Below are 26,758 nucleotides of genomic sequence, written 5' to 3' on the forward strand. Positions count from 1 at the left end.
CGCCCCCGCGTCGGCTATCCTGCCCGGATGACCCCCGCTTCCCCGCCGCTCGATGCGCGCGTCCGCGCCGCCCGGGCGACCACGGGGACGGCGGCCTCCGTCTTCGCCTCGCTGCTGCTCTTCACGCTCTTCGCCGGCGATTTCTGGCGCAACCTGATCAGCTGGCCCGGGTACTTCGTGCTCGCCGCTCTGCTGGCGGTCGGCAGCGCGGTGTTCCTGGTGCGGCTCCGGCCGGCGTTCCGGTGGCGCAAGGCGCCCAAAACGCTCGTGCTCTTCCTACTGCTCGCCGTGGTGTCGATCGCCTGGTCGGCCTATCCCGGCGCGAGCGCCCTCGGTGTGCTCGCCCAGCTCGCGACGACGGCCGGGGCGGTGTTCCTGGCGCTGTGCCTCAGCTGGCAGGGGCTGGTCGCCGCGCTCAGCAACGCGTTCAAGTGGGTGCTCGGCCTGTCGCTGGTCTTCGAACTGGTGGTCGCGGTCTTCGTGCGTCACCCTGTCCTGCCGCTCACGCCGATCCAGCCCGTCCCCGCTGGCAAGCTGCCGTCCGCGTTCTACTGGAGCCGCGACCTGCTGTTCCACGGCGGCCCGATCCAGGGCATCCTCGGCAACAGCAACCTCCTCGCGATGGTCGCGCTCCTCGCGCTGATCGTGTTCGGCATCCAGCTGGCCGACCGGGCACCCCGACGGGGCGTGGTGATCGCGTGGCTCGTCGTGGCCGCGCTGACACTCGCCCTCACCCGCTCGTCGACCGTGATCGTCGCGACGCTGGTCACCGCCGTCGTCCTCGGCTTCGCCCTCTGGACGCGCCGGGCTGGGCCCGATCGGCGCCGCCCCGTCTACCTGACGGCCGCCGTCGCGGTCGTCGCGGTCGTCGTCCTCGTCTCCGTCTTCGCCTCCCGCATCCCGGCCCTGCTCGGCAAGAGCGAGGACCTCACGGGCCGCCTCGACATCTGGGACAAGGTGATCGGGCTGGCGCAGCAGCGCCCTGCGTTCGGCTGGGGCTGGGTCAGCTACTGGGCGCCCTGGGTGTCGCCGTTCCACGACCTGGCCGAGCGCAACGGCGTCGTCTACCTGCAGGCCCACAACGCGTGGCTGGACGTCTGGCTCCAGCTCGGGATCGTCGGGCTCGTGGTCTTCGCCCTCCTGATCATCAGCACGCTCTGGAGGTCGTGGTTCTTCGCCGTCGACCGGCCGCGGGTCGACGTCGCCGACCGTCTCCCCTACGCCGCGTACGCACTGCTGCCCCTGCTCCTCCTGGCCGCCTTGCTCGCCCAGTCGCTCGCGGAGAGCCGCATCCTGATCGAAGCGGGATGGACGCTCCTCGTGGTGCTCGCGGTGAAGACGAAACAAGCCGCCCCGTAGGATTCCAGGTATGGCCGAACCGCGCACCCCCCGGGTCCCCGCCGCGGTGACCGAGTTCCTGGGTTCGGCGCGCTTCAACTCCGCGCTCGCCCTGCTGGCCGTCGGCGTCGCCTTCTCCACCCACGCCATCCGTGCGCTGACCGGCTGGCCCGGACTCATCGGAGCGCTCGCGGTGCTCGCGGTCCTCGCCGCGCTCTCGTTCGCGGCGCAGTGGCGCTTGATCGAGTGGCACGGACTCCTCCCGGTGTCGGCCCTGCTCTTCGTCGGCTGGTGCGCCCTGTCGCTGCTGTGGAGCCAGTACCAGTGGGCGACGCTGGCCGGGGTCATCTACCAGCTGCTCTTCGCCTTCCTGGCGGTCTACATCGCGCTCGTGCGGGACGCCATCCAGATCGTGCGGGTGGTCGGCGACGCCCTGCGCTTCCTGCTGACCGTCTCGCTCGCGCTGGAGGTGCTGAGCGGCCTGCTGCTCGACCTTCCGATCACCTTCCTCGGCATCCAAGGCAACATCGCCTCCGGCGGCCCGATCCAGGGGCTGTTCGGCTCGCGCAACCAGCTGAGCATCGTCGCGCTCATCGCGTTCGTCACGTTCCTCGTCGAACTGCGCACGCGCTCCGTGCGCCCGCCGCGGGCAGCCTTCTCGATCACCCTCGCGGTGCTCTGCATCCTGCTCGCCCACTCCCCCGTCATCGCGGCGGTCTCCCTCGTCGTCGGGCTGGCGACGCTCGCCCTCTACCTGATGCGCAAGGTCCCGGTGCACCAGAGGACCTTCGTGCAGTGGGGGCTCGCGATCCTCACGGTCGCCGCCCTGGTGGCGGCCTACATCTACCGCACCCGGGTCATCGACCTCCTCAACGCCCGCGCCGACTTCCAGGTGCGCTACCAGCTCTGGATCCAGATCTGGGAGCTGATCCCGGTGCAGCAGAGCGTGGGCTGGGGCTGGGCCGGGGCGTGGCCCACCGACCTCTACCCGTTCACGGCCATCCAGGCCGCGACCGGCGTCTACCATTCGGACGGCCTCAACGCCTACCTCGACGTCTACCTGCAGGTCGGCATCATCGGCCTCCTGCTGTTCGTCGCGCTCATCGGGCTCGCCTTCGTGCGCTCGTGGCTCCTGGCATCCAACCGGCGCAGCGTCGTCTACGCCTGGGCGCCGCTCGTGCTCGTGTCACTGCTCGTCACGAGCGTCTTCGAGAGCTCGATCCTGGTCGAGGCCGGATGGATGCTGCTCATCGTGTGCACCGTCAAGGCGTCGCAGGGGATGAGCTGGCGGCTGCGGCTGCCGCACCGGGACTCACGCCGGCTGTAGGAGGTCCCGGATGATGTCGGCACGCCCGCGGCTGGCGAACCGTTCGTAGCGGCCGCCCACGGCGATTCTGCGGACACGCCAGGGGCGGCGGAGCCGATTGGCGGGCAGGGCTGCACGCTCCGCCTCGAAGCGGGCCTTCTCGCGCGCCGCGTCGACGAACCCGAGAGGGACGCGGTCGCCCAGAGCGGCCAACCGATCGGCCAATACGCCGAACCGTGCCGCCAGTACCGCGTTGCGGTCGCCGCGCGGCTCGAGCACCCGCCTCATCTTCCCGGACATTGTCGGTGCCGCGACGCCGATCTGGTTGGAGTCGTGCTGCCGATAGTCGATCGTCGGCTCCTGGAGCACCTCCACACGACCCGCCGCTGCCGCCACCGCGGCGAGCCATTCGTCGTGCACCCACCCGTCGGCGAATGGAAGAGCGACCTCGAGCAGCGTGCGGCGGAAGACGACGGTGGCTCCGGTGGCGAGGTTGCGACGGATGAACGCGTCGAACGCCCTCCCCGCCAGCTCCGCGTCGAACTCGGAAGCGGTGACCTCCAGCGACTCGAAGAGGGTGCGATGCAACGGCTGTCCGTCGGTGTCGACGAGATCAGCGTCCGTGTGGACGAGCAGCAGCCCCTCGTCCGCCGCGAAGCGGGCCGCGATGCGCTCGAGGCGCCCCTCGTGCCACACGTCATCCTGGTCGCTCAAGGCGATGAGATCCCCGGTGGCGGCCTCGACCGCCCGCTGGAAGTTGCGGGTCACACCGAGCGGCCGCTCACCTGTGAGCACGACGACCGTGACGCCGTCGGCCAGGGGGGACTCGGCGATCTCCCGCACGATGCTGAGCGTCTGGTCCGTCGATCCATCGTCGGAGACGATCAGCTCGTCGGGGCGGGGGCGCTGCAGAAGGATGCTCTCGATCTGCTGGCGCACGAACCGCTCACCGTTGTACGTGCACAGGGCGACGCTCACCCGCGACTCGGCCATCACTTGCGCTTCAGAACCACCGACAGCACCCCGAGGAACATGCCGGCCATGATCGTCTGCGCTCCGAGGATCATCAGCAGAGCGGCGGGAACGGCGATACGGAGAGTGTCCTGGGCGTTCAGCGCACCGAAGCCCGACGAGGCCCACACGGAGAACTGGATGACGGCGATCGCCAGACCGAGGAGGAAGAGGATCACACCGGCGATGGCGCTCGACTCGAGGCTGATGCGTCGCTCCAGGCGATCGAAGTTGCGGCTTCGGGGTATTCGGAAACCTTCGTGCTGAGCGTAGATCTTGCTCAGGATGGCGAAGATCACCCCTTGGTAACCCACCACCGCCAAAGCGGCCAGATAGACCTGGCTCGACACATCGAAACCGATGTCGCCGATGACGAGCGGACCGAGGCTCAGGAAGAACGTCCCGAGGATGCCGATCGCGAAAGCGATGGAGCCCGGGACCAGGAACAGCCACCGCGGACTGAAGATCAGCAGGAAGCGGAGGTGGCGCCAGCCATCGCGCCAGCTGCGCAGGTGCGGTGGCCTCGAACGGCCGTCCTTGCTGAGGGTGGTCGGCACCTCGCTGACCTTGCTGCCGTTGAGCGAGGCCTTGACGACCATCTCGCTCGCGAACTCCATCCCTGTGGTCTGGAGGTGGAGCTGCGTGATCGCCGCACGGTTGAATCCGCGCAGTCCGCAGTGGAAGTCGGAGATCGGCGATCGGAAGAAGATCTTCCCGATGGTCGAGAGGACGGGATTGCCCAGATATTTGTGCAGCGGGGGCATCGCACCTGGTTCGATCCCGCCGAGGAACCGGTTGCCCATCACGAGGTCGTCCCCAGCGCGCAGCCGTTCGACGAAGGGATCGAGGTTCGAGAAGTCGTAGCTGTCGTCCGCGTCGCCCATGATGACGTAGGTGCCGTGGGCGGCGGCGATACCGCCGAGGAGGGCCGCGCCGTAGCCCTTCTCCGCCACCGGCACCACACGCGCGCCGTGCGCTTCGGCGATCTCCTGCGAGCCGTCGGTGCTGCCGTTGTCGGCGATGAGCACCTCGCCCACGATTCCGGCGCGCGCGAGGTAGGCCTGCGCTTTGTCGATACAGACGGCGAGCGTCTCGGCCTCGTTGAGGCAGGGCATGAGGATCGAGAGCTCGATCGCCTGGACGGTGGTCATGAAAGGTCGGGATCCTTGGTCGGTCGTCGTGGAATGAAGCCGATCATATCCATAACGACCCGATCGGCTCGTCAGTCGCCGCATGTCTGCGATAGTTGACGGGTGACTCAGGACGCCCGCCCGACCATCGACGTCGTGGTTCCGGTCTACGGGAACTGGCACCTCACCGAACGGTGCCTCGCCCACCTCGCCGCGCAGACGGTGCCCCATCGTGTGATCGTGGTCGACGACGCCGGACCTGACGACACCGTCGCACGGCTGGAGGCGGACTATCCGGCTGTGACCGTCGTCGCGCTGGCGACGAACAAAGGCTTCGCCGGTGCGTGCAACGCCGGCATCGCCGCAGGAGACGGCCAGATCGTCATCCTCGTCAACAACGACGTCGAGGCCGAGCCGGAACTGCTCGAACGGCTCGTTCAGCCGTTCGCCGACGACCCCGGCACGGGGAGCGCCTCGCCCCTCCTCCTGAAACCGGACGGCCGGGTCGACGCGTTCGGGATCTGCGCCGATCCGACCATGGCGGGATTCGTGCGGTACAACGGTGCCACCGAGGCAGACGTCGTCGACGGCGCCCCCGCACCACGGCTGCTCGGCCCCTACGGGGCCGTCGCCGCTTATCGCCGCATCGCCCTGGAGGCGGTGGGCCCGCTCGACGAGGGCATCCAGATGTACGGCGAAGAACTCGATCTGGCGCTCCGCCTCAGCGCCGCAGGCTGGTCGACGGCCGCCGTCGTCGGTGCGCGCGGCATGCACCTGGGCGGCGCGACCTCCGGCCGGGGCTCGGCTCAGCAGCGACGACGGGCCGGATTCGGCCGCGGATACCTCGTGCGCGCCTACGGAGTGCTGCGCACGCGCCACTTCGCACGGGCTCTGCTCACCGAGCTCATCGTGTGCGCGGGTGACCTGGTGCTCAGCCGCGATCTCGCTTCGACGTCCGGCAGGCTCGCCGGCTGGCGGGCCGGACGGACCGCGTCCCGCAGGCCGAGGCGCATCCCGGGCGTCGACACGCGTCTCGGGTTCGTCCAGTCGCTGCGGCTGCGTGTCGGAGACAGGCGGGCCTGACCGATGAGCACGGAACTCCCTCCCGAGATCCGCCTCCGGCGCGCGGCGATGTCGCTCATCACGCTGGTCGGAGGGGTCTCGCTCGCGGTGATCCCCGCGGCCACGATCTCGATCTCGTCCCGAATCTTCACGATCTCCGAGCAGGGCGTCATCTCGGTGATGATCATGGTGGCGACGTTCATCGGCCAGCTCACCTTCGCCGTCGTCGTCGAGTCCCGGCTGAGCTCCGCCGGCACCGAGCGGCGGGTCACGTTCCCGCTCTGGCTCGCCGGACTCTCACTGCTCGCCGCCCTCGCCGTTGCGATCCGGTTCGATGACGCCGTCGTGCTGTGCATCGCCCTGCCGGTGTTACTCGCCTCGCTCGAAGTGGGACGCGGCGTGTCCGTGGCCGAGCGTCTGGACACCCGCGAGATCGGCGCGGCGATCGCCGTTGGCGTCGGAGCGCTGGCCGGAGTGCTCGCCGGGTTCTCCGGCGCGCGCTGGGCGCTGATCCCCCTGGTCGCAGGGATCTTCGTCGCCACCCTCATCCGTTCGCTGCCCGTCGAGCACCGGCCGAGCGCCCCGGAGCCGCGGGTGCTCGGCTGGGTGGTGGCCGACGTCGCCCTGACGGGCAGCATCTACCCGCTGATCAACTGGACGATCCTGTCGTTCCTCGGCCCGCTGCCCTCCGTGCTCTTCACCTCCATCTCGACGGTCTCCGGGGTTCTGGCCATCCCTCTGAACTTCATGCGATTGCGGCTCCTCAAACAGCACTCGCTGCTCGACATCGTGGTCTCGGCCGGATCGGTCCTCGCCGCGACGGTCGTCATCTTCGTCTGCGAGTTCCTCGGTGTGTTCGGGTACATCTTCGGCGCGGGATGGACGCTGCAGGCAACGGTCCTCCCCCTGCTGATCGCGTGCCTCTGGCGGGCGGCCTCTTTGGCGACGACGATCCCGTTCGCGTCGCTGCGTCGCATGGGCGAAGCACGGCTCCTGACCATCCTCCGCGGAGTCGTGGCCGTCATCACCTTCGCCGTCGCCGCGGCGGTGGTCGCCACCCAGCAGCTGGGCTGGATCTTCGCCGTGCTGCTGCTCGGGGAGCTTCTCCAGGCGTTCCTCTATGAACTCGCCCGGCGCCGCAAGACCGCCGCCCCACGAGAAGGGGTCTGACCGCGATGCCCCGCATCCTCGTCGATCTGCTCTTCTACACGGGCACGAAGGGCGGTATGGAGTCGTACGTCAGGAACGTCTATCGCGAACTGGGCGGCCTCACCGACGGGTTGGAGTACACCGCCCTGCTCCCACGCGAGGCGGAGAGCCTCGATCTCGGCTGGTTTCCGGGCGACGTCGTGCGGTCCTCGGTCTCCGGGGAGGCGCGCGCGTCCTGGGCCCTCGGGGAGCTCCGATCGGTTCCGGCCGCGGCACGGCGGATCGGCGCCGACCTCATCCACGCCCCCGCGAACATCGGGCCGATCCGTTCGCGGGTGCCCGTGGTGCTCACGGTGCACGACCTTCTGCCGTTCGTGCATCCGGAATGGGTACCGGGACCGTACTCGCCGGTGCTGCGGGCGCTGATCTCGCGCGCGGCGCGGAACGCGCGCCGCGTCATCACGGTGAGCGAACAGTCGCGCGCCGATCTGCAGCGCATCCTGCGGCTCGCCACCGACAAGGTGGACGTCGTCCCCCTGGCCGGCCTCCCCGCCTCCGAACGCACGGCGAGCGCGCACCGTGCTGACGACCTCATCCTGAGCCTCGGCAACCGGATGCCCCACAAGAACTTCGAGACGCTCCTCACGGCGATCGCCCGCATCCCGAGCGAAGCGCGGCCCCGCCTCGTCATCACGGGGTCGCACGGCGACGATCCGCTGCGCCCGCTCGTCGAGAGGCTCGGCATCGCCGCCACCACGACCCTCCTCGGGTGGGTCGACGACGACGAGATCGAACGGCTCTACTCCGAGGCGACAGCGGTCGTCGTCCCGACCTTGTTCGAGGGATTCGGGCTTCCGGTCCTCGAGGCGATGTCGCGCGGGTGCCCGGTCATCTGCTCCGACCTGCCGGTCCTGCGTGAGGTGGGAGGCGATGCCGCACTGTACGTGGACCCGCGCGACCCGGACGGGCTGGCGGATGCCCTGAGCGCTCTGCTGGGCGATGCCGCCGCACGCGAGCGACGCTCGTCGGCGGGTCTCGCCCGAGCCGAAGGGTTCTCCTGGGCGCGGACCGCGCTCGCGACGGCAGAGAGCTTTCAGCGGGCGCTGGACGAGTAGCGCTTCACGATCTCGTCGACCGAGGAGCCGAGGTTCTGAGACCGCCGGGCGGTCGCGAACCATTCGGCGGTCGTGGCTCGCAGCGCCGATCCTCCCCCGACCGCATCCAGGATCGCCGACCCGAGCGACTCCGCGCCGGCGTCGTCGGCGACGAAGCCGTTGACACCGGCTTCGATCAGATCCGCGGCGGCATTGTCATCGCCGGCGACGACGACGCTCGGCGTCCCGACCGCGGCAGCCTCCGCGACCACGAGCCCGAAGCCCTCGCGTCTCGACGGGTTGACGAGCACCGCGGCCTCCGAGAAGAGGCGCGCGAGCTCGTCGTCCTCCACGCGACCGCGGACGTCGAACAGCGGCCCGACGTCCTCCGCCTCAACAGCACGGCGCAACGCTTCCGTCTCGGGCCCGGTCCCCACGACCACGACGTGCACGGAGGGGTCGCGGCGCCGGGCGACTCCGATCGCGGCAGGAAGCGCCGTCAGCTGCTTGTCCGGGATGTGGCGTCCGGCGAAGAGCACGAGCCCGGGATCCACCGGGGTCGGGTGCGCCGTCACCGGCGCCTCGGCGAGATCCAGGAGGCCGAGGACGATCGGATCGAGCCGACGTCGATAGCGGCGGATCCGCGCGCGCGTGAACGAACTGTTCACGGTGACATCCGACGTGAGCCGGAGGGCGACCCATTGCAGCACCGATGCGACAGTGCCGACGAGCGGGCCCGAGTACTCGCGCCACTTGCGCCAGGTCCACACTTCGAGCCAATCGCTGAGCAGGCGCGTCCGTGTGCCGATGGTCGCGGCGCGGGCCGCGAACACATTGAGCACCGGGAGAGCGCTGGCGATGACCAGGTCGTACTCCCCACGACGGCGACGAAGCTCGCCGAACGCCGCCGCCGCGAAACCCGCGGCAGCCGCCGTGCGACGACCGCCGGAGGCATCGTAGATCTCGCCGCTCCACACCGGGACGACCGTGAAGGACGCGTCCGGCTCATGGCCGTCGCCCCACTGGCGCCGCGTGAGGTAGTCGACGCTGTGCCCGCGCTCGACCAGCAGCTCGGCCATCCGACGGTACACGCGCTCCCCACCGCCGGTGTTCACCGGGAAGAGGCAGTCGTACACGATGGCGATCCGCACGCTAGCGCCCTCCGGGAACGGCGGCCGATGCCGCCTCGATCGTCGCGTCGACGGGCCGCTCGGGGAGGTCCGCAGCGGGATCGCGGTGACCCGTCTGGAAGCCCAGCCACACGGCGAAGCCGACGGTCGCCAGCCCGTAGAGGACGAGGAGGACCTCCCACCCCAGCGGCGGCTGCCACTCGGGATGGAACATCGCGCCGATACCGTGGCCGAAACCGGTGACGTACCGCCGAAGGACGGTGAAGAACGCCAGAACGCCGAAGAGCGCGCACAGGGCGAGGCCGATCCGCACGACCCGCACGGAGAGGAAGTCCAGACGCGATCCGCCCGCCCTCGACAGCATCCAGGCGGCCAGGAGAGGGACGGCGATGTACAGGAGCAAGCCGTAGCGCCCCTGCCAGATCAGACCCGTGCGCGAGATCTGGACGCCCTGGACGACGGCGGGGATGAGGACTGCGCCCGCCAGCGCGCACACGACGACCACGGCTGCCCGCCGTCCGGCCCCGCTGACGGCGAGAATGACCAGCACACCGATCGCGACGACGACCAGGGCGTAGAGCATCCACGGCAACGGGGTGTCGAGCCAGCCGAAGACGCCGAGGCCCTGCTGGACGTACCCGGGCGTCCGGCGAAGCATCGCGGCGACACCGGAGACGACGCTCGCGCCGACCAGTGGTGCATCGTTCGCGCCCGCCTGCCCGCCCGCGCCGTTCGTGGCGATCGTCCAGGCGGCCGAGAAGAGCATCCCGACGGCGATGACGCCCACCCAGATGTACGTGCGCCCCCTCGAGAAGAAGGCCCGCGCAGCTCTCCATCCGACGACGGCGACGCACGCCGCGACGATCACGACCACCCAGAGCGGCCCGATCGAGCGCGCGTTGGCGAGCAGGATCGCCGACACGGTCACGAGCGTCCACAGGTACGCACGCGGAAGTCCCACGTCGTCGGAGAGCGGATCGTGACGTTCGAGCAGGCGCAGCAATGTCGCCCACAGCCCCGCCGCAGCGGCGACCTCGAGCCCGTTCGGATTCACCGAGCCGGCGAGATAGAGCACCATCGGGCCGGCGACGAGCATCATGCCCAAGGGCAGCCAGCGCGAGCGTCGCGATGAGAGCGCCGCTTGGAAGCCGAACGCCAGCAGTGCGGAGCAGAGCAGAGCGCCGGCGATGCGCATCCCGTAGACGCCCGCCTCCCCCTGATCGGTGAGCAGACTCGGCCAGCCGACGAGGTAGTAGTAGATCGGGTTGTACGCTCCGACCCAGGTGTCGAAAGTGGAGGATCCCGTGCCGTCGCCGAAGTGGACCGCGCAGTGCGCCGAATCCTCGGGGACGAACAAGAAGCACATCGCCGAGTGGTTGTAGTGATAGCCGGGCGGCAGCTGGACGACGAGGTACTTCGCGCCGGGCTCCACCGCGCCGATCACCTGTCCGCGCACTTGTGCGATCGCCTTGGCGGCGTGGGCGTTCTCGTCCGGCACGGAGAAGAGCGGGCTCGCGAGCGCCCACAGACTGGACAGCACGGCGAGGAAGACGAAGGGGATCCAGAAGGCCCGGGCGGACCGCGATCGTCGAACCGCGATCGCTGGCGAGTCGGATGCGGTCACCCGCATCACGCTAGGGCATTCCGTGCCCGGCCCGGATCGCGACATGCGCGTCCCACGCGGACCGCACGATGTCGTCCAACCCGTGGGACGCCTGCCAGCCGAGTCGATCGCCGATCTTCTCCGCCGATGCGACGACCACCCCGGCATCCCCGGCTCGACGACCGACGATCTCCGGGACGAGCGAGGAGCCGGCGGCCTGGAGGATCGCCTCGACCATCCGGCGCACGCTCGTGCCCTCGCCGGTACCGACGTTGAACACCTCGTGGTCGCCGCGCCCGGCCACCGTGCTGTCGACCGCGGCGAGGTGAGCCCGGGCGACGTCCAGCACGTGAACGTAATCGCGCACGCAGGTTCCGTCGGGCGTCTCGAAGTCGTCTCCGAATATCAGCGGAGGAAGCCCTGCGTCGATCCGCTCGAACACCATCGGCACGAGGTTGAGCCGGGCACGGTCGGCCAGCTCGGGTGCTCCCGTGCCCGCAACATTGAAGTACCGGAGGCTCACGGCGGAGAGGCCGAACGAGCGTCCCGCATCCTGGACCAGCTGCTCACCGACGAGTTTCGTGCTGCCGTACGGATTGATCGGCTGCGTCGCCGCGCCTTCGGTGATCGCGGCCCCGCTCGCCATCCCGTAGACGGCTGCCGACGAGGAGAAGACGAGTCGCGAAACTCCGGCGTCCTCCATGGCGAGCAGCAGGTTCGCGAGGCCCCCGACGTTCTGCTGGAAGTACCACGCGGGCCGCTCGACCGACTCACCGACCTGCTTGCGGGCCGCGAAGTGGAGCACCGCGTCGATCCGCTCCTCTCGCAGGCACGCGGCCAGCCGCGGGATGACATCGACGGACGCAAGGTCGGCCTTCATCAGTCGGACGTCCGGAACCCGGTCGACGTCACCGGAGATCAGATCATCGGCGACCACCACATCGTCGCCGCGCTCGATCAGCAGGCGGACGACATGCGCACCGATGTATCCGGCTCCGCCGGTGACCAGGATTCGCATGGAGACGAGTCTACGAGACGCCGTTGCGGTCGGCTCCGTCGACGGCGGGCTCCACCGGCACCGTTTCCGCCGCGGCGGCCTGCCCGGCCGGCGGCACGGGCTCCGCGGGGCGTCCTGCCTCGACCTCAGCGGCTGTCGGCGCCTGCAGGATGGCCAGCTGCCGGGCGAGGATGGTGATCTCGCGCTCGGTGTTCCGATGGCGGCGCTGGACGAGGATCGAGTTGCCCGCGAACACCACGATCAAGCCGTAGAGCAGGAGGTCCGCCCCTCGGCCCACCCCGAGGACGTGCGCGACCGCCGTGACGGCGGAGGGGAAGATCACCGCGAGCACGACCAGGACCAGCAGCGCGATCATCAGCAGCCGACGGATCGCGACGTGCCGCTGACCGCGCCCGGGAAGCATCAGGAACACCGCGAACGCGGCGAGCGCGACGATGAGGATGATCTTGATGACGGTCTGACCGGCGTCCATGGCGCGCCTCCCTACTTCACGAACAGATCGCTGAGGATGTTGACCGAGTTCCAGACGGACTGGCCTTTGGCACGCGAGTAGTCCGTGTAGACCACGTGCACCGGCGCCTCCGCCCAGCGCAGTTCGTTGCGCGAGATCTCGGACACGATCTCCGAGGCGTGAGCCATGCGGTTCTGTGTGATGGCGATGGACGAGGCGGCCCGCCTGTTGAACGCCCGCAAGCCGTTGTGCGCGTCGGTCAGGTGCACACCGGTGCTGCCCCGCTGGAACGCCACGGCCGTCTTCAACACCGCCTTCTTCAACGGCGACACCCGCGTGCGATCGTCGAGGAACCGGGAGCCGATCACGACGTCGAGCGGCTGCGTCGCCAGCATGTCGACCATCGTGAGCGCGTCGGACACCTGGTGCTGGCCGTCGGCGTCGAACGTGACGAAGTAGTCGGCCTCCGGGTCGCCGAGTGCCCAGTCCAGACCCGTGCGGAGGGACGCGCCCTGACCGAGGTTGATCGGATGGCGGACCACCACTGCTCCCGCCGCAGCGGCTTCGTCGGCGGAGCCGTCGGAGGATCCGTCGTCGACGCAGACGACCTTCGGGAACACCGTGCGAGCGTCCTCGATGACGGCTCGGATGACCGGCGCCTCGTTGAAAAGCGGGATCACGAGCCAGGTCTTGCCCTCGACAGCGGAAATCGGTCGTCTCCAGATCGCGTACGTGTACGGAAATTGCTGATCCATACTAGCTCCGCCCTACCGTGGGGGAGCTGGATGCACCCCGGACGCTCAGGGCCCTGTCACGTGCGGCGTGGTAGTTTCGATGCGCGTTGCTCGCGTTCTGGGGCATACGCCTCCCACCTACGAAAGGACGAACGGCGTTGGCTTTCGTCGCACCAGGGGCCGATGTCTCGCCCGACGCTTCGATCGGCGAGGGCTCGAAGGTCTGGCATCTCGCGCAGGTCCGCGAGTCCGCCGTCCTGGGCGAGAACTGCATCGTCGGCCGCGGCGCCTACATCGGCACGGGCGTGCGGATGGGCGACAACTGCAAGGTCCAGAACTACGCACTCGTCTACGAGCCCGCCGTGCTCGGCGCCGGTGTCTTCATCGGCCCGGCCGTCGTCCTCACCAATGACACGTATCCCCGCGCGATCACTCCCGATGGGGAGCTGAAGAGCGCGCATGACTGGACGCCCGTCGGCGTCACGATCGGCGACGGCGCCTCGATCGGCGCCCGCGCCGTGTGCGTCGCGCCGGTCACGATCGGGCGCTGGGCCACTGTCGCCGCCGGCGCGGTGGTCACCAAGGACGTTCCCGACTTCGCCCTCGTGGCGGGTGTGCCCGCCCGGCGGATCCGCTGGGTGGGCAAAGCCGGCGTGCCGCTCGAGCAGCACGGGGACGAGTGGGTGTGCCCCAGCACCGGGGACCGCTACATCGAAATCGACGACGTACTTACTGAGGTGGACGAATGACTGAAGCTGGAGCTTTCATCCCGGCGGCGAAGCCGATCATCGGGGACGAGGAGCGCGCCGCCGTCGATGCGGTGCTCGCGTCCGGGATGCTCGCCCAGGGCGAGGAGGTCGCCGCGTTCGAGCGCGAGTTCTCCGCTCAGCTCGTGGACGGCCGCCATGCGGTCGCCGTGAACTCCGGGACGGCCGGACTCCACCTCGGGCTCCTGGCCGCCGGCGTCGGGCCGGGCGACGAGGTCGTCGTCCCCTCCTTCACCTTCGCCGCCACCGCGAACTCCGTCGCGCTGACCGGGGCGACCCCGGTTTTCGCCGACATCGACCCCGTCACGTACAACCTCGACCCGGCGGCGGTGGAGGCGGTCATCACCGAGCGCACCGTCGGCGTCATGCCGGTGCACCTCTACGGCCAGCCGGCCGACATGGGGGCTTTCGCGGACCTCACGGCCCGCCGCGGACTGCGGCTGTTCGAGGACGCGGCGCAGGCGCACGGCGCGCAGTACGACGGGCGTCCGGTCGGATCGTTCGGCGCGTTCGGGATGTTCAGCCTCTACCCGACGAAGAACATGACCTCCGGCGAGGGCGGCATCGTCACCACGGGCGACGACGAGGTCGCGCGCCGACTGCGCCTGCTGCGCAACCAGGGCATGGAGAAGCAGTACGAGAACGAGATCGTCGGCTTCAACGCCCGGATGACGAACCTCCACGCCGCCATCGGGCGCGTGCAGCTCACCAAGGTTCAGGGCTGGACCGAGCAGCGCCGTTCCAACGCCGCGTTCTTCGACGCCAACCTCAGCGGCGTCGGCACCCCCGTCGTCGCGGAACGGGCGTCGCACGTGTATCACCAGTACACGATCCGCGTTCCCGAGGGCCGTGACGGCTTCGCCGCCGCCCTCCGCGAGGAGTACGCGATCGGGAGCGGGGTCTACTACCCCATCCCGAACCACCGCCTCCCGTCGTTCGCCCGCACGGAAGACCTCCCCGAGACCGAGCGCGCGGCGCAGGAGGTCCTCTCCATCCCCGTGCACCCGTCGCTCACCCCCGCGGATCTCGACCGCATCGTCACCGCGGTGAACGCTCTCGCCGGAGCGGGCGCCTGATGGCCGACGTACGGGTCGGTCTCATCGGCCTCGGGATGATGGGACGCCACCACGCGCGCGTGATCCGTGAGGTCGAGGGCGTCACGCTGTCGGCCGTGGCCGACCCGGCCGGAGACCCGCACAACGTGTCCGGAGACCTTCCCCTCCTGTCCAGCGTCGATGAGCTGATCGCCGCCGGCATCGATGCCGCGGTGGTCGCCGTCCCGACGATCTACCACGAAGCAGTCGCGACCGCGCTGGCGGAGGCAGGCGTGCACACGCTGGTCGAGAAGCCGATCTCCCCGGACATCGATTCCGGCGAGCGGCTGGTGGATGCCTTCGAGAAGCGTGGACTGGTCGGTGCGGTCGGCCACATCGAGCGGTTCAACCCGGCGTTGCAGAGCCTGCGCGAGCGCATCGAGGCGGGCGACCTGGGAGAGGTGTTCCAGATCGCGACCCGGCGTCAGGGTCCGTTCCCCGCGCGGATCGCGGATGTGGGGGTCGTGAAGGACCTCGCCACCCACGACATCGATCTCACCGCCTGGCTCGCGCAGAGCGGGTTCAGCTCGGTGGCCGCTCAGGTCGCGCTTCGCAGCGGCCGTGAGTTCGAGGACATGGTCTCGTTCACCGGCCTCCTGGACAACGGCGTGATCACGAACCATCTGGTGAACTGGCTGTCGCCGATGAAGGAGCGCGTGACCGTCGTCACGGGCGACCGAGGCGCCTTCGTCGCCGACACGATCAGCGGTGACCTCACCTTCTACGAGAACGGCACGACGACGACCGAGTGGGAGTCCGTCATGGCGTTCCGCGGGGTCAGCGAGGGCACCGTCGTCCGCTACGCGCTCACGAAGCGCGAACCGCTGCGGCTGGAGCACGAGGCGTTCCGGGATGCGATCCTCGGCAAGACGTCGAGCGTCGTCACGATGCGCGAGGGCCTGCAGAACGTGAAGGTCGCCGAAGCAGTCCTCCGATCCGCACAGGGCGCCTCGACGGTACACGTCTCGGAGTGAGAGCGCGCACGCCGAGGCGTGTCGTCATCGCCTCCCGACTCTACGCACCCGAGGTGGGAGCCGCGGCGTTCAGGCTGCGCGCCCTCGCTCGAGGCCTCGCTGCGGAGGGTGCACGCGTCCGGGTCGTCACGACCATCCCTCCGCGCGGGACTCCTTCGACGTCGCCCGATGCAGGCGTGGCCGTCGCCCGATTCCCCGTCCTCCGCGATCGCGGCGGGAATGTGCGCGGATACGTGCAGTATCTGAGCTTCGACGTGCCTCTCGCCGTCCGCCTGCTGTTCACCGGCGGAGATCTCGTCGTCTCGGAGCCACCGCCCACCACCGGGATCGTCGTCGCGCTCACGAGCATGATCCGCCGGCGCCCCTACGCGTACTACGCCGCAGACGTCTGGTCGGATGGGCTCGTCGCGCTGGGAGCTCCGAGGGCGCTGGTCTCCGTGATGAAGGGCATCGAGAGCTTCGTGCTCCGGCATGCGGCGACGGTGATCGCGGTGTCCGAGGAGGTCGCTCAGAAAGTCGTCGACTTCGGCGTCGCGCGGAGCGCGGTCGCCACCGTCGACAACGGCGTGGACACCGAGGTGTTCACACCGGACGGCCCGGTCGCCCCAGGCGCGAGACCGGCCTTCGTCTACACGGGATCAATGTCGGAGTGGCAGGCGCCGGCGATCTTCGTCGAGGCGCTCGCGATCGTGCGACAGCGCTTCCCGGAAGCATCGATCCGCTTCTTCGGGCAAGGGGTCGAGGAGTCGCACGTCAGCGAGGCCGCCGCGCGGCTGGGCCTCGCCGACGCGGTCCACCTCGGCGGCGTGATCCCCCCCGCGGAGACGGCGGAGTGGATCCGCGGCGCGACGGCCGCGCTCGCGAGCATCCGTCCCGGGATCGGCTACGACTTCGCCAAGCCCACGAAGACGTACGCCGCAGCTGCGTGCGGCACGCCCGTCGTCTTCGCGGGACGCGGTGCGGGTGCGGCCCTCGTCGAGCGCAACGACCTGGGCTGGCGGAGCGACTTCACGCCGGAGGCCGTGGCCCAGGCCATGATCGCCGCCGCCGAAGCGGACGGCGGCGCGGACCACGCGCGACGACGCGTCTCCCGTGTGGAGTGGGTGCGCCAGCACGCCTCCCTCGCCGCAGCGGGCCAGCGGGCTGCGCGGCGGCTGCTCGCATCGGAATGATCCGACGCCGGCCCGCAGGCTACGCGGCGCCTCCGGCGACCCGCCCGGCGAGCTCTTCCACCACACGCTCGGCTGCGTGGCCGTCTCCGTACGGTGCGGCGAGGGTCGCAGCCGGCCCCGGCCGCTGAACGGCGTCACGCAGGCTCGACAGGTCGGACCCGACGAGCACATTCCAGCCGAGATCGACCGTCTCGACCCATTCCGTCTCAGGCCTCACCGTCGTCGTGGGCACGCGCAACAGGAACGCCTCCTTCTGCAGCCCGCCGGAATCGGTCACCACGCCGGCGCTGCCGAGGACGGCGGCCACCAGCTCGGGGTAGGCCAATGGAGCAGCCAGCTCGATCGCGCCCCGCTGGAGTTCGACGCCCGAGGCCGAGGCCGTGGCCACCAATCGTGGGTGCGCCAGCAGGCGCACCGGCCGGTCGAGGCCCGCCAGCGCGTCGATGATCGCTGCCAGTCTCCGGGGATCGTCCGTGTTGTCGGGGCGGTGGATGGTGGCGACGTAGTAGTCGCCTGCACGCGCGGCTTCGCCGCTCGCCGCGAGGACCTGATCGCGCACACGGTAGAGGACGTCGGTCATCACGTCGCCGACGAGCACGCTGCGGTGGCCGAGCCCTTCGTCGGCGAGGTGCCCCATCGCGACCGCCGTCGGCGCCAGCAGCAGGTCCGACGCGTGGTCCGTCAGCACCCGGTTGTGCTCCTCGGGCATCCGTCGGTTGAACGACCGCAGTCCCGCCTCGAGGTGCGCCAGGGGAGTGTGGAGCTTGACCGATGCCAGCGCGGCGGCGAGCGTCGAATTGGTGTCGCCGTAGACTAGGACCCAGTCGGGGGCGTATCGCTCGATCACCGGCTCGAGCGCGGACAGCATCGCGCCGGTCTGCTCGCCGTGCGATCCGGATCCGATCGCCAGGTTCACATCGGGCTCCGGGATCCCGAGATCGCGGAAGAACACATCCGACATCAACTCGTCGTAGTGCTGACCGGTATGGACGACGATGTGATCGGCCCGCCCCGCCATCGCCGAGGCGATCGGAGCCAGTTTGATGAATTGTGGACGAGCGCCCACGACACTTAATACGCGCACCCCGGTAGCCTATTCGCCCTGTCGCCGAGGGCGCTCGCGGAGCCCCTGCCCACGGTTCGCGCAGGTGCCTTTCTGTAAACTGACCGGGACACCCGGCGGTTGACGGGTGCAGAGACGAGCCTTGATGATCCCGATCCCCCACGCGTCCGATCTACGACGGCACAGGGTGCCCGAGCTGTGAAGGCACTCTGGAGCACCATCCGTGAGCTGGTGCCGCTCCTCCCTCCGGCCGGGCAGCGCTATCTGACGTTCTACTCGTGGTTCGTCGGGCTTCTCGCCGTGCTCGACGCGGTCTCCCTCGGCCTGCTCGCCGTCGTGATCACCCCGCTCCTCTCGGGGAGCTCGCTCACCGTTCCCGTGCTCGGCACGATCGACACGGCCGGCCTCGTATGGATCCTCGTGTTCGTCTGCGTCGTCGTGATCGTCAAGGGCATCCTCGCGTCGCTCATCCAGTACCTGGCGACTCGGAGATTCGCCGCCTTCGAGCTCGCGATCGGCGACCGTCTGCTGAACGCGTACATGAGGGCGCCCTGGGTCGAGCGGCTCAAACGCAATTCTTCGGACGTCGTGCGGCTCGCGGATTGGGGTATCGCCAACACCATCGCCGGCGTCCTCCTGCCGGCCGCATCGCTCGTCGGCGAGGCGACGACGTTCATCGTGGTCTTCCTCGTCCTCGTGGTCGCCCAGCCTGCGATCGCGGCGACCGCGGTCATCTATCTGGGCCTCGTCGGGCTGGCCCTCTACTTCTGGGTCTCACGCCGCTCCCAGGTCGCCGGCCGCGTCAACCGCGACTACTCCTACCGGGTCTCGCGCCTGCTCACCGAGATGATCGGGGCGCTCAAGGAGGTGACGCTGCGGAACAAGTCGGACGAGGTCGCAGCGGTGGTCCATGCGAACAGGGTGAAGACCTCCCAAGCGCGCGCCAACATCCAGTTCCTCAACCTCGTGCCGCGTTACATCCTCGAGTCCGCAGTGATCGGAGGAATCGTCCTCGTCGGCGCGGTCGGGTACGTCACCGGTGGAGGACTGACCGCAGCGATCACCGCCGTCTCCATCTTCAGCCTGGCCGGGTTCCGGATGGCACCGTCGATCACGCGATTCCAGGCCGTCATCGGTACCACCACTGCCAACCTCCCGCACGCGCAGAACGTCATCGCGGACATCAAGCTCATGGAGCGGCAGAATGCCGAAGCCCGGGGTGGGCTCGACACCGGCCATCTGCCCGCGCACCCCACGACGCTCGATCTCGACGACGTGACGTTCTCCTACGCGCCCGACGCGCCGACGGCGTTGCGCTCGATCTCACTCTCGATCCCGTTCGGCTCCACCGTCGCCTTCGTCGGGTCGTCCGGAGCCGGGAAATCCACGCTCGTCGACCTCATCCTGGGCCTGGTGGATCCGACCTCCGGTTCCATCTCCATCGACGGCACGCCGCTGCGGCACGTGTCGTCGGCGTGGCATTCCCGCGTCGGTTACGTCCCCCAGGACGTCTCGCTCTTCGACGGGACCGTCGGTCAGAATGTCGCTCTGACCTGGTCGGACGATGTCGACGCCGACCGTGCCAGGGCCGCTCTGGAGCAGGCCCAGCTCTGGGACGTGATCGCGGGCCGCGAGGGCGGACTCGATGGCGTCATCGGCGAGCGCGGCCTCGCCCTCTCCGGAGGTCAGCGTCAACGTCTCGGGATCGCGCGCGCACTCTACGTTGACCCCTTCGTCCTCGTGATGGACGAGGCGACGAGCGCACTCGACTCGGCCACCGAAGCCGCCGTCGCCAAGGCGATCCGGGAGCTGCACGGCAAGGTCACGGTGATCCTGGTCGCCCACAGGCTCTCCACCATCCGTCACGCCGACCGCATCTACTTCATGTCGGACGGCCAGATCGCCGCCAGCGGGACGTTCGACGAGCTCGTCAGGGATGTCCCCGCTTTCGCCGAGCAGGCCGCACTCGCCGGAATGATCGAGTAGCCACGGCATGCGCGTCCTCGTCGTCACCACCTGGTTCCCCAGCGACAGTCGCCCGGGAGAGGCCCCGTTCAACCTGGAGCACGTCCGCGCCATCGCACTCCGGCACGACGTGCGCGTCATCCACGTGCGACTCGGAGGGACTGCTGCACCCTCGACCGAGACCTATCACGGCATCCGAGTGCGGAGAGTGTCCTTCTCGCCGAAGCGGCCAGCGCAGGCGCTGAAAGCGTTGGGCGAGATCCGTCGCGCGGTCCGCAGCGCCGACATCCTGCACACGATGGCCTACTCGTCCGTTCTGGTGATGGCGCTCGCGAACGCGTTCTCCCGGGTCCCCTGGGTGCACACCGAGCACTGGAGCGGGGTGACCGATCCGGCGCGCACGGGCGGACTCTGGCTCCGGTTGGCCTGGCTGCGCCGGTTGCTGCGGCTGCCCGACAAGCTCACCGGCGTCACGACCCAACTCACCGAGGTGCTCGCGCGGTTCGGCCGGCCGGGAGCGACCAGTGTCGTGCCCTGCGTCGTCGAGAACTCGTCGCCGATCACAGCTGCGCCGTTCGGTGACACCGTGGAGCTCGTGGCGGTGGGCGGCTTGGTGCCGGGCAAACGGCCGCTGCTCGCCGTCGAGACGCTCGCGTGGCTGGTCGCGCACGGGCACCCCGCACACCTGACCTGGCTGGGCACCGGGCCGCTCGCCTCCGAGACGGAGGAGCTCGCCGGACGCCTCGAGGTCTCCGACTCCCTGACTCTCGCCGGCAGCCTGCCTCTCCGGCAGGTGTTCGACCACCTCGCGGCGGGAGATCTGTTCTTCCTGCCGACGGCGCACGAGAACTTCCTCACCAGCGCGGCCGAGGCGCTCTCGGCGGGTCGGGCCGTCGTCGTCCCGGCGAGCGGCGGATATCGCGACTACGTCGATGATGGCAACGGCGAGCTGGTGGAGGAGGCCACGCCGGCCGCCTTCGGCGCAGCGATCCTGCGCGCGGTCGAGAGGTTCAGAGAGGTCGATCCGCACACGCTGGCGGAGCCGATCCGCGCACGCTTCTCGCTGGACACCGTCGGCGCCGCGTTCGACGCCCTCTACCGCGATCTGACCGCGTCGCGGTAGGCCGTCTCGAGGACGTCGACCCAGCGCTCGGGCGTGTGCTTGCCCAGCACCCAGCGTCGAGCGTCGAGTCGCGCGGAGGCGGCGACCGGATCGACCAAGGCGAGCGCGGTCTGCTCGACGACTTCCGCGACGGTCCCGGTGAGGACGGGCGGCGGATCTCCCCCGTCCTGGAGCTCCCGGACCGGGCACAGGACGACCGGCCCGATGGCCATCGCCTCGAGCTCGCTCACACCGATAGCCCCGGAACCCTGGCCGATCGCGACGTCGGCGCCCGCGACGAGGTCGAGGAACTCGGCATGGCGGAGCCGTGGAACCAGTTCGACCCCGCGGGCCGCGGCCTCCCGGGCGCCAGGGCCCCAGTCGAGCCCGACGAGGCGCACGTCGGCGGGAAGCGCGGCGCGGAGTGCGCTCGCCACCGCGAGCTGGGTCTCGACGCCCTTGGAATCGTCCCAGCGCGAGACGAACAGCACAGTCTGCTGCCCCGAACGGCGCGGAGTCCGCCAGCTCGGCAGACGTTGCGGTTCCACGAAGGCGGGCATGTACTGAGCGTCGGGTCGCGCGGTCGTCGCTTCCTCGACGGTGTCGAGATTGGTGTAGTAGACGGAGCTGGCGCCGTCGATGGCCCGCTGCACCATGTCGTGCGTGCGGGGATCCTTCCACTGGCGCCGGATGTCCGTTCCGTGCAGATGCAGCAGGTACGGACGCTTCGGAATGTACGGCTTGCGCATCAGTGGAACGGTCGTGGCGTAGTGGATGTGCAGCACGTCGCTGCTAGCAGCGGCGCGAGCGTGGCGCAGGACGAACGGTAGCTCACGGAGTCTGCCAGCTCCGCCGCCGAAACCGGCGGCGGGCCGAACCTTCTCGGGGGGCAGGTAGCCCCACCGGAGTCCCGAACGGGCGGCGGCATCGACGAGCGCCCTGGCCACGAAGGCGCAGTCGTTGACGTGCGTCACGCGCGGCGGTCGGGGGGCAGGGCTCACGGTCACATTCTCTCATTCGACGGCGGCCGGTCCGGGTCCCGCCTCTCCGACCGTCCAGGCTGCTCCGGGTAAGCTTTCCCAGTGCATTACTCCCCAACGGATCCGTCCGGTCGACGTCGATGGCCCCTCCTCCTCGGGGTCCCCATCTTCGCGCTGATCGCCCTGATCATGTGGGCGGTCGCCACCCCCGTCGGCTCCAGCCCCGACGACGACTATCATCTCGCCAGCGCATGGTGCGCTCTGGGCGACCGGCCCGGCCTCTGCGAAGAGGTGCCAGGACATCCGGAGGAGCGCGCGATCCCCAAGGGCGTCGCGCAGGTCCTCTGCACCGATCTCTTCCCGAGCCAGCTCGAGAAATGCGACGTCGACCCCGGCCAGTCCGTGAACGACCTGATCCCGACCGCGCGCGGCAACTTCGCCGGCACCTACCCGCCGGTCTACTACGCGGTGATGGGCGTGTTCGCCAGCAGCCAGTACGCCGTGTCGGCGATCGTGATGCGCATCGTCAACGCCATCCTCTTCGTGGGGCTCACGTCGTTGCTCTATTGGCTCCTCACGCCCTCCCGGCGCCGGACGCTGCTCTGGACCTGGGCGATCGGCATCGTGCCTCTCGGCATCTCACTGCTGTCGTCCAACAACCCCAGTTCGTGGGCGATCATCGCAGGCGGCTCCGTGTGGCTCGCCGTGCTCGGGTGGTTCGAGGCCGACGGGCGACGGGCGATCGGCCTCGGAGCCCTCGCGGTCGTCTTCGCGGTCATGGGCGCCGGTGCGCGTGCGGATTCCGCGATCTACACCGTCCTCGGCATCATCGTCGCCGGCATCCTGGGCGCGAGCCGATCCCGCGCCTTCCTCCTGAAGGCGATCCTGCCGCTCGCCCTCGTTGTGGTCGCCGCCCTGTTCTACTTCGGCGCGAACCAGTCCGTGAGCACCGGCGGCCTCACGGGAAGTCACGACACGACCGCGCCGCTCACGACGGCCCAGTACGTGTGGGACTACTTCATCGATCTCCCGCAGCTCTGGGCGGGAAGCCTCGGCACGTGGCCGATCGGCTGGCTCGACGTCCCGATGCCCGCGGTCGTCTCTGTCGCCGCCGTCGGAGTCTTCGCAGCGGTGACGTTCGCGGGGCTGCGTTCGGCCTCGGTCCGTAAGCTGCTCGCGCTCGGGTTCGCGCTCGCGATGCTGTTCGCCGTGCCGGCGTGGATCCTGCTGAAGAGCAAGGCGCTGGTCGGCCAGGAGGTGCAGCCGCGCTACATCCTCCCGCTGCTGCTGATGTTCGCGGGAGTCGCCCTCGTCGAGGCCACCCGTCGCCGGATCGCCTTCACTCGACTCCAGATCGGCGTCGCAGCGCTCGCATTGTCGATCGCGAACGCGGTGGCGCTGCACGCGAGCATCCAGCGCTACGTCAGCGGCCTGGGCGACCCCGACATCGACCTCGGACACGACGTGCACTGGTGGTGGGGCGGCCCGGTCTCCCCCATGATCGTCTGGATCCTCGGCTCCCTCGCCTTCGCGGCGGCAGTCTCGGGAGCACTCTGGCTGGCCCACCGACGGGTCGGGGTCGCGGCCGCCCCGTCGAGCGAGACACCGGCGCGGCCGGAGACGGTCGGGAACAATGGCTGACACCACTCCTCCGCCCGACGCACCGGCGTCGGCGTCCTCGCCGCTCGCGCGACTGCTCGGGCACTCGGCCGTCCGCTACCTCATCGCCGGCGGTCTGAGCTTCCTGGTCGACTTCGGGCTGCTCGCCCTCCTCCATGACGTGCTGCTCTGGCCGGTGTGGCTGGCAAGCGGGACATCGTTCCTCCTGAGCTTCGCCTTCACCTACACGATCCAGCGGATCTTCTCGTTCGGGTCGACGGCGCCGCACGGCCGTGCCGTGCTGCGTTACACGCTGCTGGTGGCGTTCAACACGATCGCGACCGTGATCATCGTCTCCCTGATCAACTCGTCGGTGGTCGGCTGGGCTGGCGGCAAGATCATCGCGACCGTCGTCACCACCGTCTGGAACTACTTCGCCTACCGTTACTGGGTCTTCGCCGACCCGCGCCAGCCAGAACCGGGTCCGGACGCCGGACCCACCGAAAGGACGTGACCGTGTACAACGGAGCCCGCATCGCTGCAGTGGTCCCCGCTTACAAGGAAGAGGCGATGATCGCGACGGTCATCCGCACCATGCCGGAGATCGTCGACCACATCGTCATCGTGGACGACCACAGCCCCGACGCGACGAGCGACGTCGTCCGAAGCGTCGGCGACCCCCGGGTGACCCTGATCCGCCACGAGGTCAATCAGGGTGTCGGCGGAGCGATCATCACCGGCCACCGGGCCGCCCTGGAACTGGGCGCCGACGTGAACGTCATCATGGCGGGCGACGCGCAGATGGACCCCGAGTACCTTCCGCCGCTGCTCGACGCGGTCACCACCGAAGGTTACGGCTTCGCGAAGGCCAACCGGTTCTTCTCCCCCGAGTCCTTCCACGGCATGCCCGGTCATCGCGTCTTCGGCAACATCGTGCTCTCGTTCATGACGAAGCTGGCCTCGGGCTACTGGAACCTCTTCGACCCGCAGAACGGGTACACCGCGATCCGGGCCGAAGTGCTGAAGCGCGTCCCGCTCGACAGCGTCTCCAAGCGATACAGCTTCGAGAACGACCTGCTCATCCACCTCAACATCCTCCAGGTCCCCGCGACGGACGTGCCGATCCCCGCCGTCTACGGCGAGGAGGTGTCGAGCATCAAGCTGTCGAAGGTCGTGCCCGAGCTGCTCGCCCTCCTGACGCGCGGCTTCTGGCGGCGCATCTGGTACCGCTACGTGCTCTGGTCGTTCTCGCCGATCGCCCTCCTCCTCTTCCTCGGTCTGATCCTGTTCGTCGTCGGTGTCGGAGTAGCGATCTGGGTGTGCTTCCAGATCGCGGCCTCGGTCGTGGCGACGGCCGCGACCGTCATGCTGGCCGCGCTCCCGCTGATCCTGGGGTCGCAGATGCTGATCAGCGCACTGCAGCTCGATATCCAAGCGAGCCCGTCGACGCCGAATCTTCCGCCGTTCGAGTGATCGGCGCCATCGAGTCCAGCGCCGGCCTCCGACCCTCGGGCACCGACCTGTATTAGGATCTATCGCGGTATCGGGGCAACGCGCTCGTCGACAGCACACACATCGGGGAGCATCATGCAGACCGCTATCGAGCAGAACACCACACCCGCGTCGTGGGGCCGCAGAGCGTGGAGGGGGACCCGGAAGCGCTGGGTTCCGCTCCTGCTCGTGTTCGCCTCCTTCGTCATGGGGTTCACGGTGACCGCTCATCACTCCGAGGCGCTCTCGCCGATCGACGAGTGGGTGTACACCGACTACCTCTACAAGCTCCCCCAGCAGGTCATCATCCCCCGCGGACAGGAGATCGGGCCGGAAGCGCTCGCCCTCATGGCCTGCGCCGGCGTCCGGGAGTACGGCGCGATGGGACCGAAGTGCGGCTCCGACTATTCGGCCCACCTCGACCAGTTCCCCCAGGGCGGCATCACCTCGGCCGACGGGTACACACCGCTGTATTTCGTGATCACGTGGGTCGGAGCCAAGGCGATCCAGCTCGTCACCCACACATCGCTCGTCGAAGCAGCGCGTTTCACCGGCGCATTCTGGCTGGCCGGGGGCATGCTCCTCTTCTACTGGTTACTGAGTCTGATGCGGATCAGGCCCGTCATCACCCTGGGACTCGGTCTTGCGGTGATCGCGTCGCCCTTCGCCTGGTGGACCTTCACCTTCATCAGCACCGACGCTCCGGTCTTCGCGCTCGGCGCGCTGATGCTCATCGCCGCGATCAAGTATCTCCGGGGGCAGTGGTCCGGCTGGTGGTTGCCTGTGCTGGCCGCCGTCGCGACGCTCTTCAAGATCACGGCCATCCTGGCGGCAGCTCTCGTCGCACTCTTCCTGATCCTCGAGTACGTGCGCAGGCGGATGCGCGCACGGCCACGACGGCGCGGTTTCGACTGGAGGAGCGCCCTGCTCGGACGCGGCGAGGACGGCGCTCTCATGATCGCCGTCTCCACGGGGATCGCGGCGCTCGTCGCCGAGGTGGGCTGGCTGGCGCTCCGCGCGGCCGTCGCCGTCGGCCCGGCCGCGAATCAAGGTGTCACCGGCCGGATGACGCTGAAGGACCTGGGCTCCCAGTTCGTCAACTTCCTGCCGGGCACGATCATCTCGAACGTCAACATCACCGGCCGGGTCGAGCTCGGTCTCCCCATTCCGCCGTTCATCGTGGAGCCGCTCTCCTGGATCACCGTCGGCGGTGTCGTCGGCGCGGTCGCGATCTACACCTGGCGTCGGGCGAACAGCCCCTTGGTGTACGCGGTCGCAGCGCTCGCGATCCTCGGCGCGCCACTCCTCGCGATCTCCCTGGACGTCCAGGGCACCTACTTCCCCATCCCGCCACGGTACGGCACGGCGCTGCTGCCGGCCTTCCTGCTGGTGGCCGCACTCATCGTCCGCAGTCGCGTCGCGAAGACCCTGCTCGTCGCGTATCCGATCGTGGTTCTGGGAGTCGTCCTGATCTACTCCCCCGTCTTCGCCTGACGCCGCGAAGGTGGCCGTCCGCGACGTGTCG

At 69.3% G+C, this 26,758-nt stretch carries 24 protein-coding genes; 15 read left to right on the plus strand and 9 right to left on the minus strand.

The window, feature by feature from the left end; translation table 11 throughout:
* Positions 1-27: 27 nt before the first annotated feature.
* Both HNR14_RS02925 and HNR14_RS02930 read left to right on the plus strand, forming a co-directional pair.
* Positions 28-1,359 carry an O-antigen ligase family protein gene (locus HNR14_RS02925; protein ID WP_179699809.1) on the plus strand — a complete coding sequence of 444 codons (1,332 nt, stop codon included), beginning with the start codon at positions 28-30 and terminating at the stop codon, positions 1,357-1,359.
* Between the two features lie 10 nt (positions 1,360-1,369).
* The gene (locus HNR14_RS02930) at positions 1,370-2,665 is read left to right on the plus strand and encodes an O-antigen ligase family protein (RefSeq protein WP_179699811.1); all 1,296 of its coding nucleotides are present in this window, start codon (positions 1,370-1,372) and stop codon (positions 2,663-2,665) included.
* Here HNR14_RS02930 and HNR14_RS02935 read toward each other — a convergent pair.
* Both HNR14_RS02935 and HNR14_RS02940 read right to left on the minus strand, forming a co-directional pair.
* Positions 2,651-3,637, minus strand: a complete 987-nt coding sequence (locus tag HNR14_RS02935; protein WP_179699813.1) for a glycosyltransferase family 2 protein — start codon at positions 3,635-3,637, stop codon at positions 2,651-2,653. The genes HNR14_RS02930 and HNR14_RS02935 overlap by 15 nt on opposite strands.
* Positions 3,637-4,806, minus strand: coding sequence for a glycosyltransferase family 2 protein (locus HNR14_RS02940; protein WP_021762789.1), 1,170 nt, complete (start codon positions 4,804-4,806; stop codon positions 3,637-3,639). Before HNR14_RS02940 ends, HNR14_RS02935 begins: the two co-directional genes overlap by 1 nt.
* Before the next feature lie 102 nt (positions 4,807-4,908).
* Here HNR14_RS02940 and HNR14_RS02945 point away from each other — a divergent pair, with 102 nt between their 5' ends.
* The 3 genes from HNR14_RS02945 to HNR14_RS02955 are packed head-to-tail and all read left to right on the plus strand — an operon-like array spanning position 4,909 to position 8,111.
* Entirely contained in the window at positions 4,909-5,868 is a 960-nt protein-coding gene (locus HNR14_RS02945) for a glycosyltransferase (RefSeq protein WP_179699815.1), read from the plus strand.
* A gap of 3 nt (positions 5,869-5,871) precedes the next feature.
* Positions 5,872-7,017 carry a hypothetical protein gene (locus HNR14_RS02950; protein ID WP_179699817.1) on the plus strand — a complete coding sequence of 382 codons (1,146 nt, stop codon included), beginning with the start codon at positions 5,872-5,874 and terminating at the stop codon, positions 7,015-7,017.
* A 5-nt stretch (positions 7,018-7,022) separates the two neighbouring features.
* Positions 7,023-8,111, plus strand: coding sequence for a glycosyltransferase family 4 protein (locus HNR14_RS02955; RefSeq protein WP_179699819.1), 1,089 nt, complete (start codon positions 7,023-7,025; stop codon positions 8,109-8,111).
* Here the strand turns inward: HNR14_RS02955 and HNR14_RS02960 are convergent.
* Genes HNR14_RS02960 through HNR14_RS02980 form a run of 5 tightly spaced genes read right to left on the minus strand, consistent with a single transcriptional unit; the run spans position 8,090 to position 13,047 of the window.
* Positions 8,090-9,241 carry a glycosyltransferase gene (locus HNR14_RS02960; protein ID WP_179699821.1) on the minus strand — a complete coding sequence of 384 codons (1,152 nt, stop codon included), beginning with the start codon at positions 9,239-9,241 and terminating at the stop codon, positions 8,090-8,092. The two genes, HNR14_RS02955 and HNR14_RS02960, sit on opposite strands and share 22 nt — an antisense overlap.
* A 1-nt stretch (position 9,242) precedes the next feature.
* Positions 9,243-10,844, minus strand: coding sequence for a DUF2142 domain-containing protein (locus HNR14_RS02965; protein ID WP_179699823.1), 1,602 nt, complete (start codon positions 10,842-10,844; stop codon positions 9,243-9,245).
* Positions 10,845-10,854: 10 nt separating this feature from the next.
* Entirely contained in the window at positions 10,855-11,841 is a 987-nt protein-coding gene (gene galE / locus HNR14_RS02970; protein ID WP_021762783.1) for a UDP-glucose 4-epimerase GalE, read from the minus strand.
* Positions 11,842-11,851: 10 nt separating this feature from the next.
* Complete coding sequence (locus HNR14_RS02975) at positions 11,852-12,313, minus strand: DUF2304 domain-containing protein (protein WP_179699825.1); 462 nt, start codon at positions 12,311-12,313, stop codon at positions 11,852-11,854.
* A gap of 11 nt (positions 12,314-12,324) precedes the next feature.
* Entirely contained in the window at positions 12,325-13,047 is a 723-nt protein-coding gene (locus HNR14_RS02980; RefSeq protein ID WP_179699827.1) for a glycosyltransferase family 2 protein, read from the minus strand.
* A gap of 137 nt (positions 13,048-13,184) precedes the next feature.
* Here HNR14_RS02980 and HNR14_RS02985 point away from each other — a divergent pair, with 137 nt between their 5' ends.
* The 4 genes from HNR14_RS02985 to HNR14_RS03000 are packed head-to-tail and all read left to right on the plus strand — an operon-like array spanning position 13,185 to position 17,033.
* Positions 13,185-13,775 carry an acyltransferase gene (locus HNR14_RS02985; RefSeq protein WP_021762780.1) on the plus strand — a complete coding sequence of 197 codons (591 nt, stop codon included), beginning with the start codon at positions 13,185-13,187 and terminating at the stop codon, positions 13,773-13,775.
* Positions 13,772-14,869: a DegT/DnrJ/EryC1/StrS family aminotransferase gene (locus HNR14_RS02990; RefSeq protein ID WP_021762779.1), complete on the plus strand. Its 1,098-nt coding sequence runs from the start codon at positions 13,772-13,774 to the stop codon at positions 14,867-14,869. Before HNR14_RS02985 ends, HNR14_RS02990 begins: the two co-directional genes overlap by 4 nt.
* Positions 14,869-15,861 carry a Gfo/Idh/MocA family protein gene (locus tag HNR14_RS02995; RefSeq protein WP_021762778.1) on the plus strand — a complete coding sequence of 331 codons (993 nt, stop codon included), beginning with the start codon at positions 14,869-14,871 and terminating at the stop codon, positions 15,859-15,861. The genes HNR14_RS02990 and HNR14_RS02995 overlap by 1 nt, the downstream gene beginning before the upstream one ends.
* 53 nt (positions 15,862-15,914) lie before the next feature.
* The gene (locus HNR14_RS03000; protein WP_343064400.1) at positions 15,915-17,033 is read left to right on the plus strand and encodes a glycosyltransferase; all 1,119 of its coding nucleotides are present in this window, start codon (positions 15,915-15,917) and stop codon (positions 17,031-17,033) included.
* Positions 17,034-17,052: 19 nt separating this feature from the next.
* On the opposite strand, the gene wecB is transcribed toward HNR14_RS03000, so the two are convergent.
* On the minus strand, positions 17,053-18,117 hold the full coding sequence (gene wecB, locus HNR14_RS03005) for a non-hydrolyzing UDP-N-acetylglucosamine 2-epimerase (protein ID WP_179699831.1): 1,065 nt from the start codon (positions 18,115-18,117) through the stop codon (positions 17,053-17,055).
* Between the two features lie 177 nt (positions 18,118-18,294).
* Here wecB and HNR14_RS03010 point away from each other — a divergent pair, with 177 nt between their 5' ends.
* Both HNR14_RS03010 and HNR14_RS03015 read left to right on the plus strand, forming a co-directional pair.
* Positions 18,295-20,082, plus strand: coding sequence for an ATP-binding cassette domain-containing protein (locus HNR14_RS03010; protein WP_179699833.1), 1,788 nt, complete (start codon positions 18,295-18,297; stop codon positions 20,080-20,082).
* Between the two features lie 7 nt (positions 20,083-20,089).
* On the plus strand, positions 20,090-21,184 hold the full coding sequence (locus tag HNR14_RS03015) for a glycosyltransferase (RefSeq protein ID WP_179699835.1): 1,095 nt from the start codon (positions 20,090-20,092) through the stop codon (positions 21,182-21,184).
* On the opposite strand, the gene HNR14_RS03020 is transcribed toward HNR14_RS03015, so the two are convergent.
* Complete coding sequence (locus tag HNR14_RS03020; RefSeq protein WP_179699837.1) at positions 21,157-22,164, minus strand: glycosyltransferase family protein; 1,008 nt, start codon at positions 22,162-22,164, stop codon at positions 21,157-21,159. The genes HNR14_RS03015 and HNR14_RS03020 overlap by 28 nt on opposite strands.
* Before the next feature lie 81 nt (positions 22,165-22,245).
* Between HNR14_RS03020 and HNR14_RS03025 the strand changes: the two genes are divergently transcribed.
* The 4 genes from HNR14_RS03025 (at position 22,246) to HNR14_RS03040 (ending at position 26,727) form a co-directional block, all read left to right on the plus strand.
* On the plus strand, positions 22,246-23,784 hold the full coding sequence (locus HNR14_RS03025; RefSeq protein WP_179699840.1) for a DUF2142 domain-containing protein: 1,539 nt from the start codon (positions 22,246-22,248) through the stop codon (positions 23,782-23,784).
* Positions 23,777-24,256 (plus strand): GtrA family protein, encoded by a 480-nt coding sequence (locus HNR14_RS03030; RefSeq protein WP_179699842.1) that lies wholly within the window; start codon positions 23,777-23,779, stop codon positions 24,254-24,256. The genes HNR14_RS03025 and HNR14_RS03030 overlap by 8 nt, the downstream gene beginning before the upstream one ends.
* 2 nt (positions 24,257-24,258) lie before the next feature.
* Positions 24,259-25,215 (plus strand): glycosyltransferase family 2 protein, encoded by a 957-nt coding sequence (locus HNR14_RS03035; RefSeq protein WP_155829003.1) that lies wholly within the window; start codon positions 24,259-24,261, stop codon positions 25,213-25,215.
* 114 nt (positions 25,216-25,329) lie between these two features.
* The gene (locus HNR14_RS03040) at positions 25,330-26,727 is read left to right on the plus strand and encodes a hypothetical protein (RefSeq protein ID WP_179699844.1); all 1,398 of its coding nucleotides are present in this window, start codon (positions 25,330-25,332) and stop codon (positions 26,725-26,727) included.
* Positions 26,728-26,758 lie beyond the last annotated feature (31 nt).

The organism is Leifsonia naganoensis, assembly GCF_013410615.1.
Taxonomy (GTDB): Bacteria; Actinomycetota; Actinomycetes; order Actinomycetales; family Microbacteriaceae; genus Leifsonia; species Leifsonia aquatica.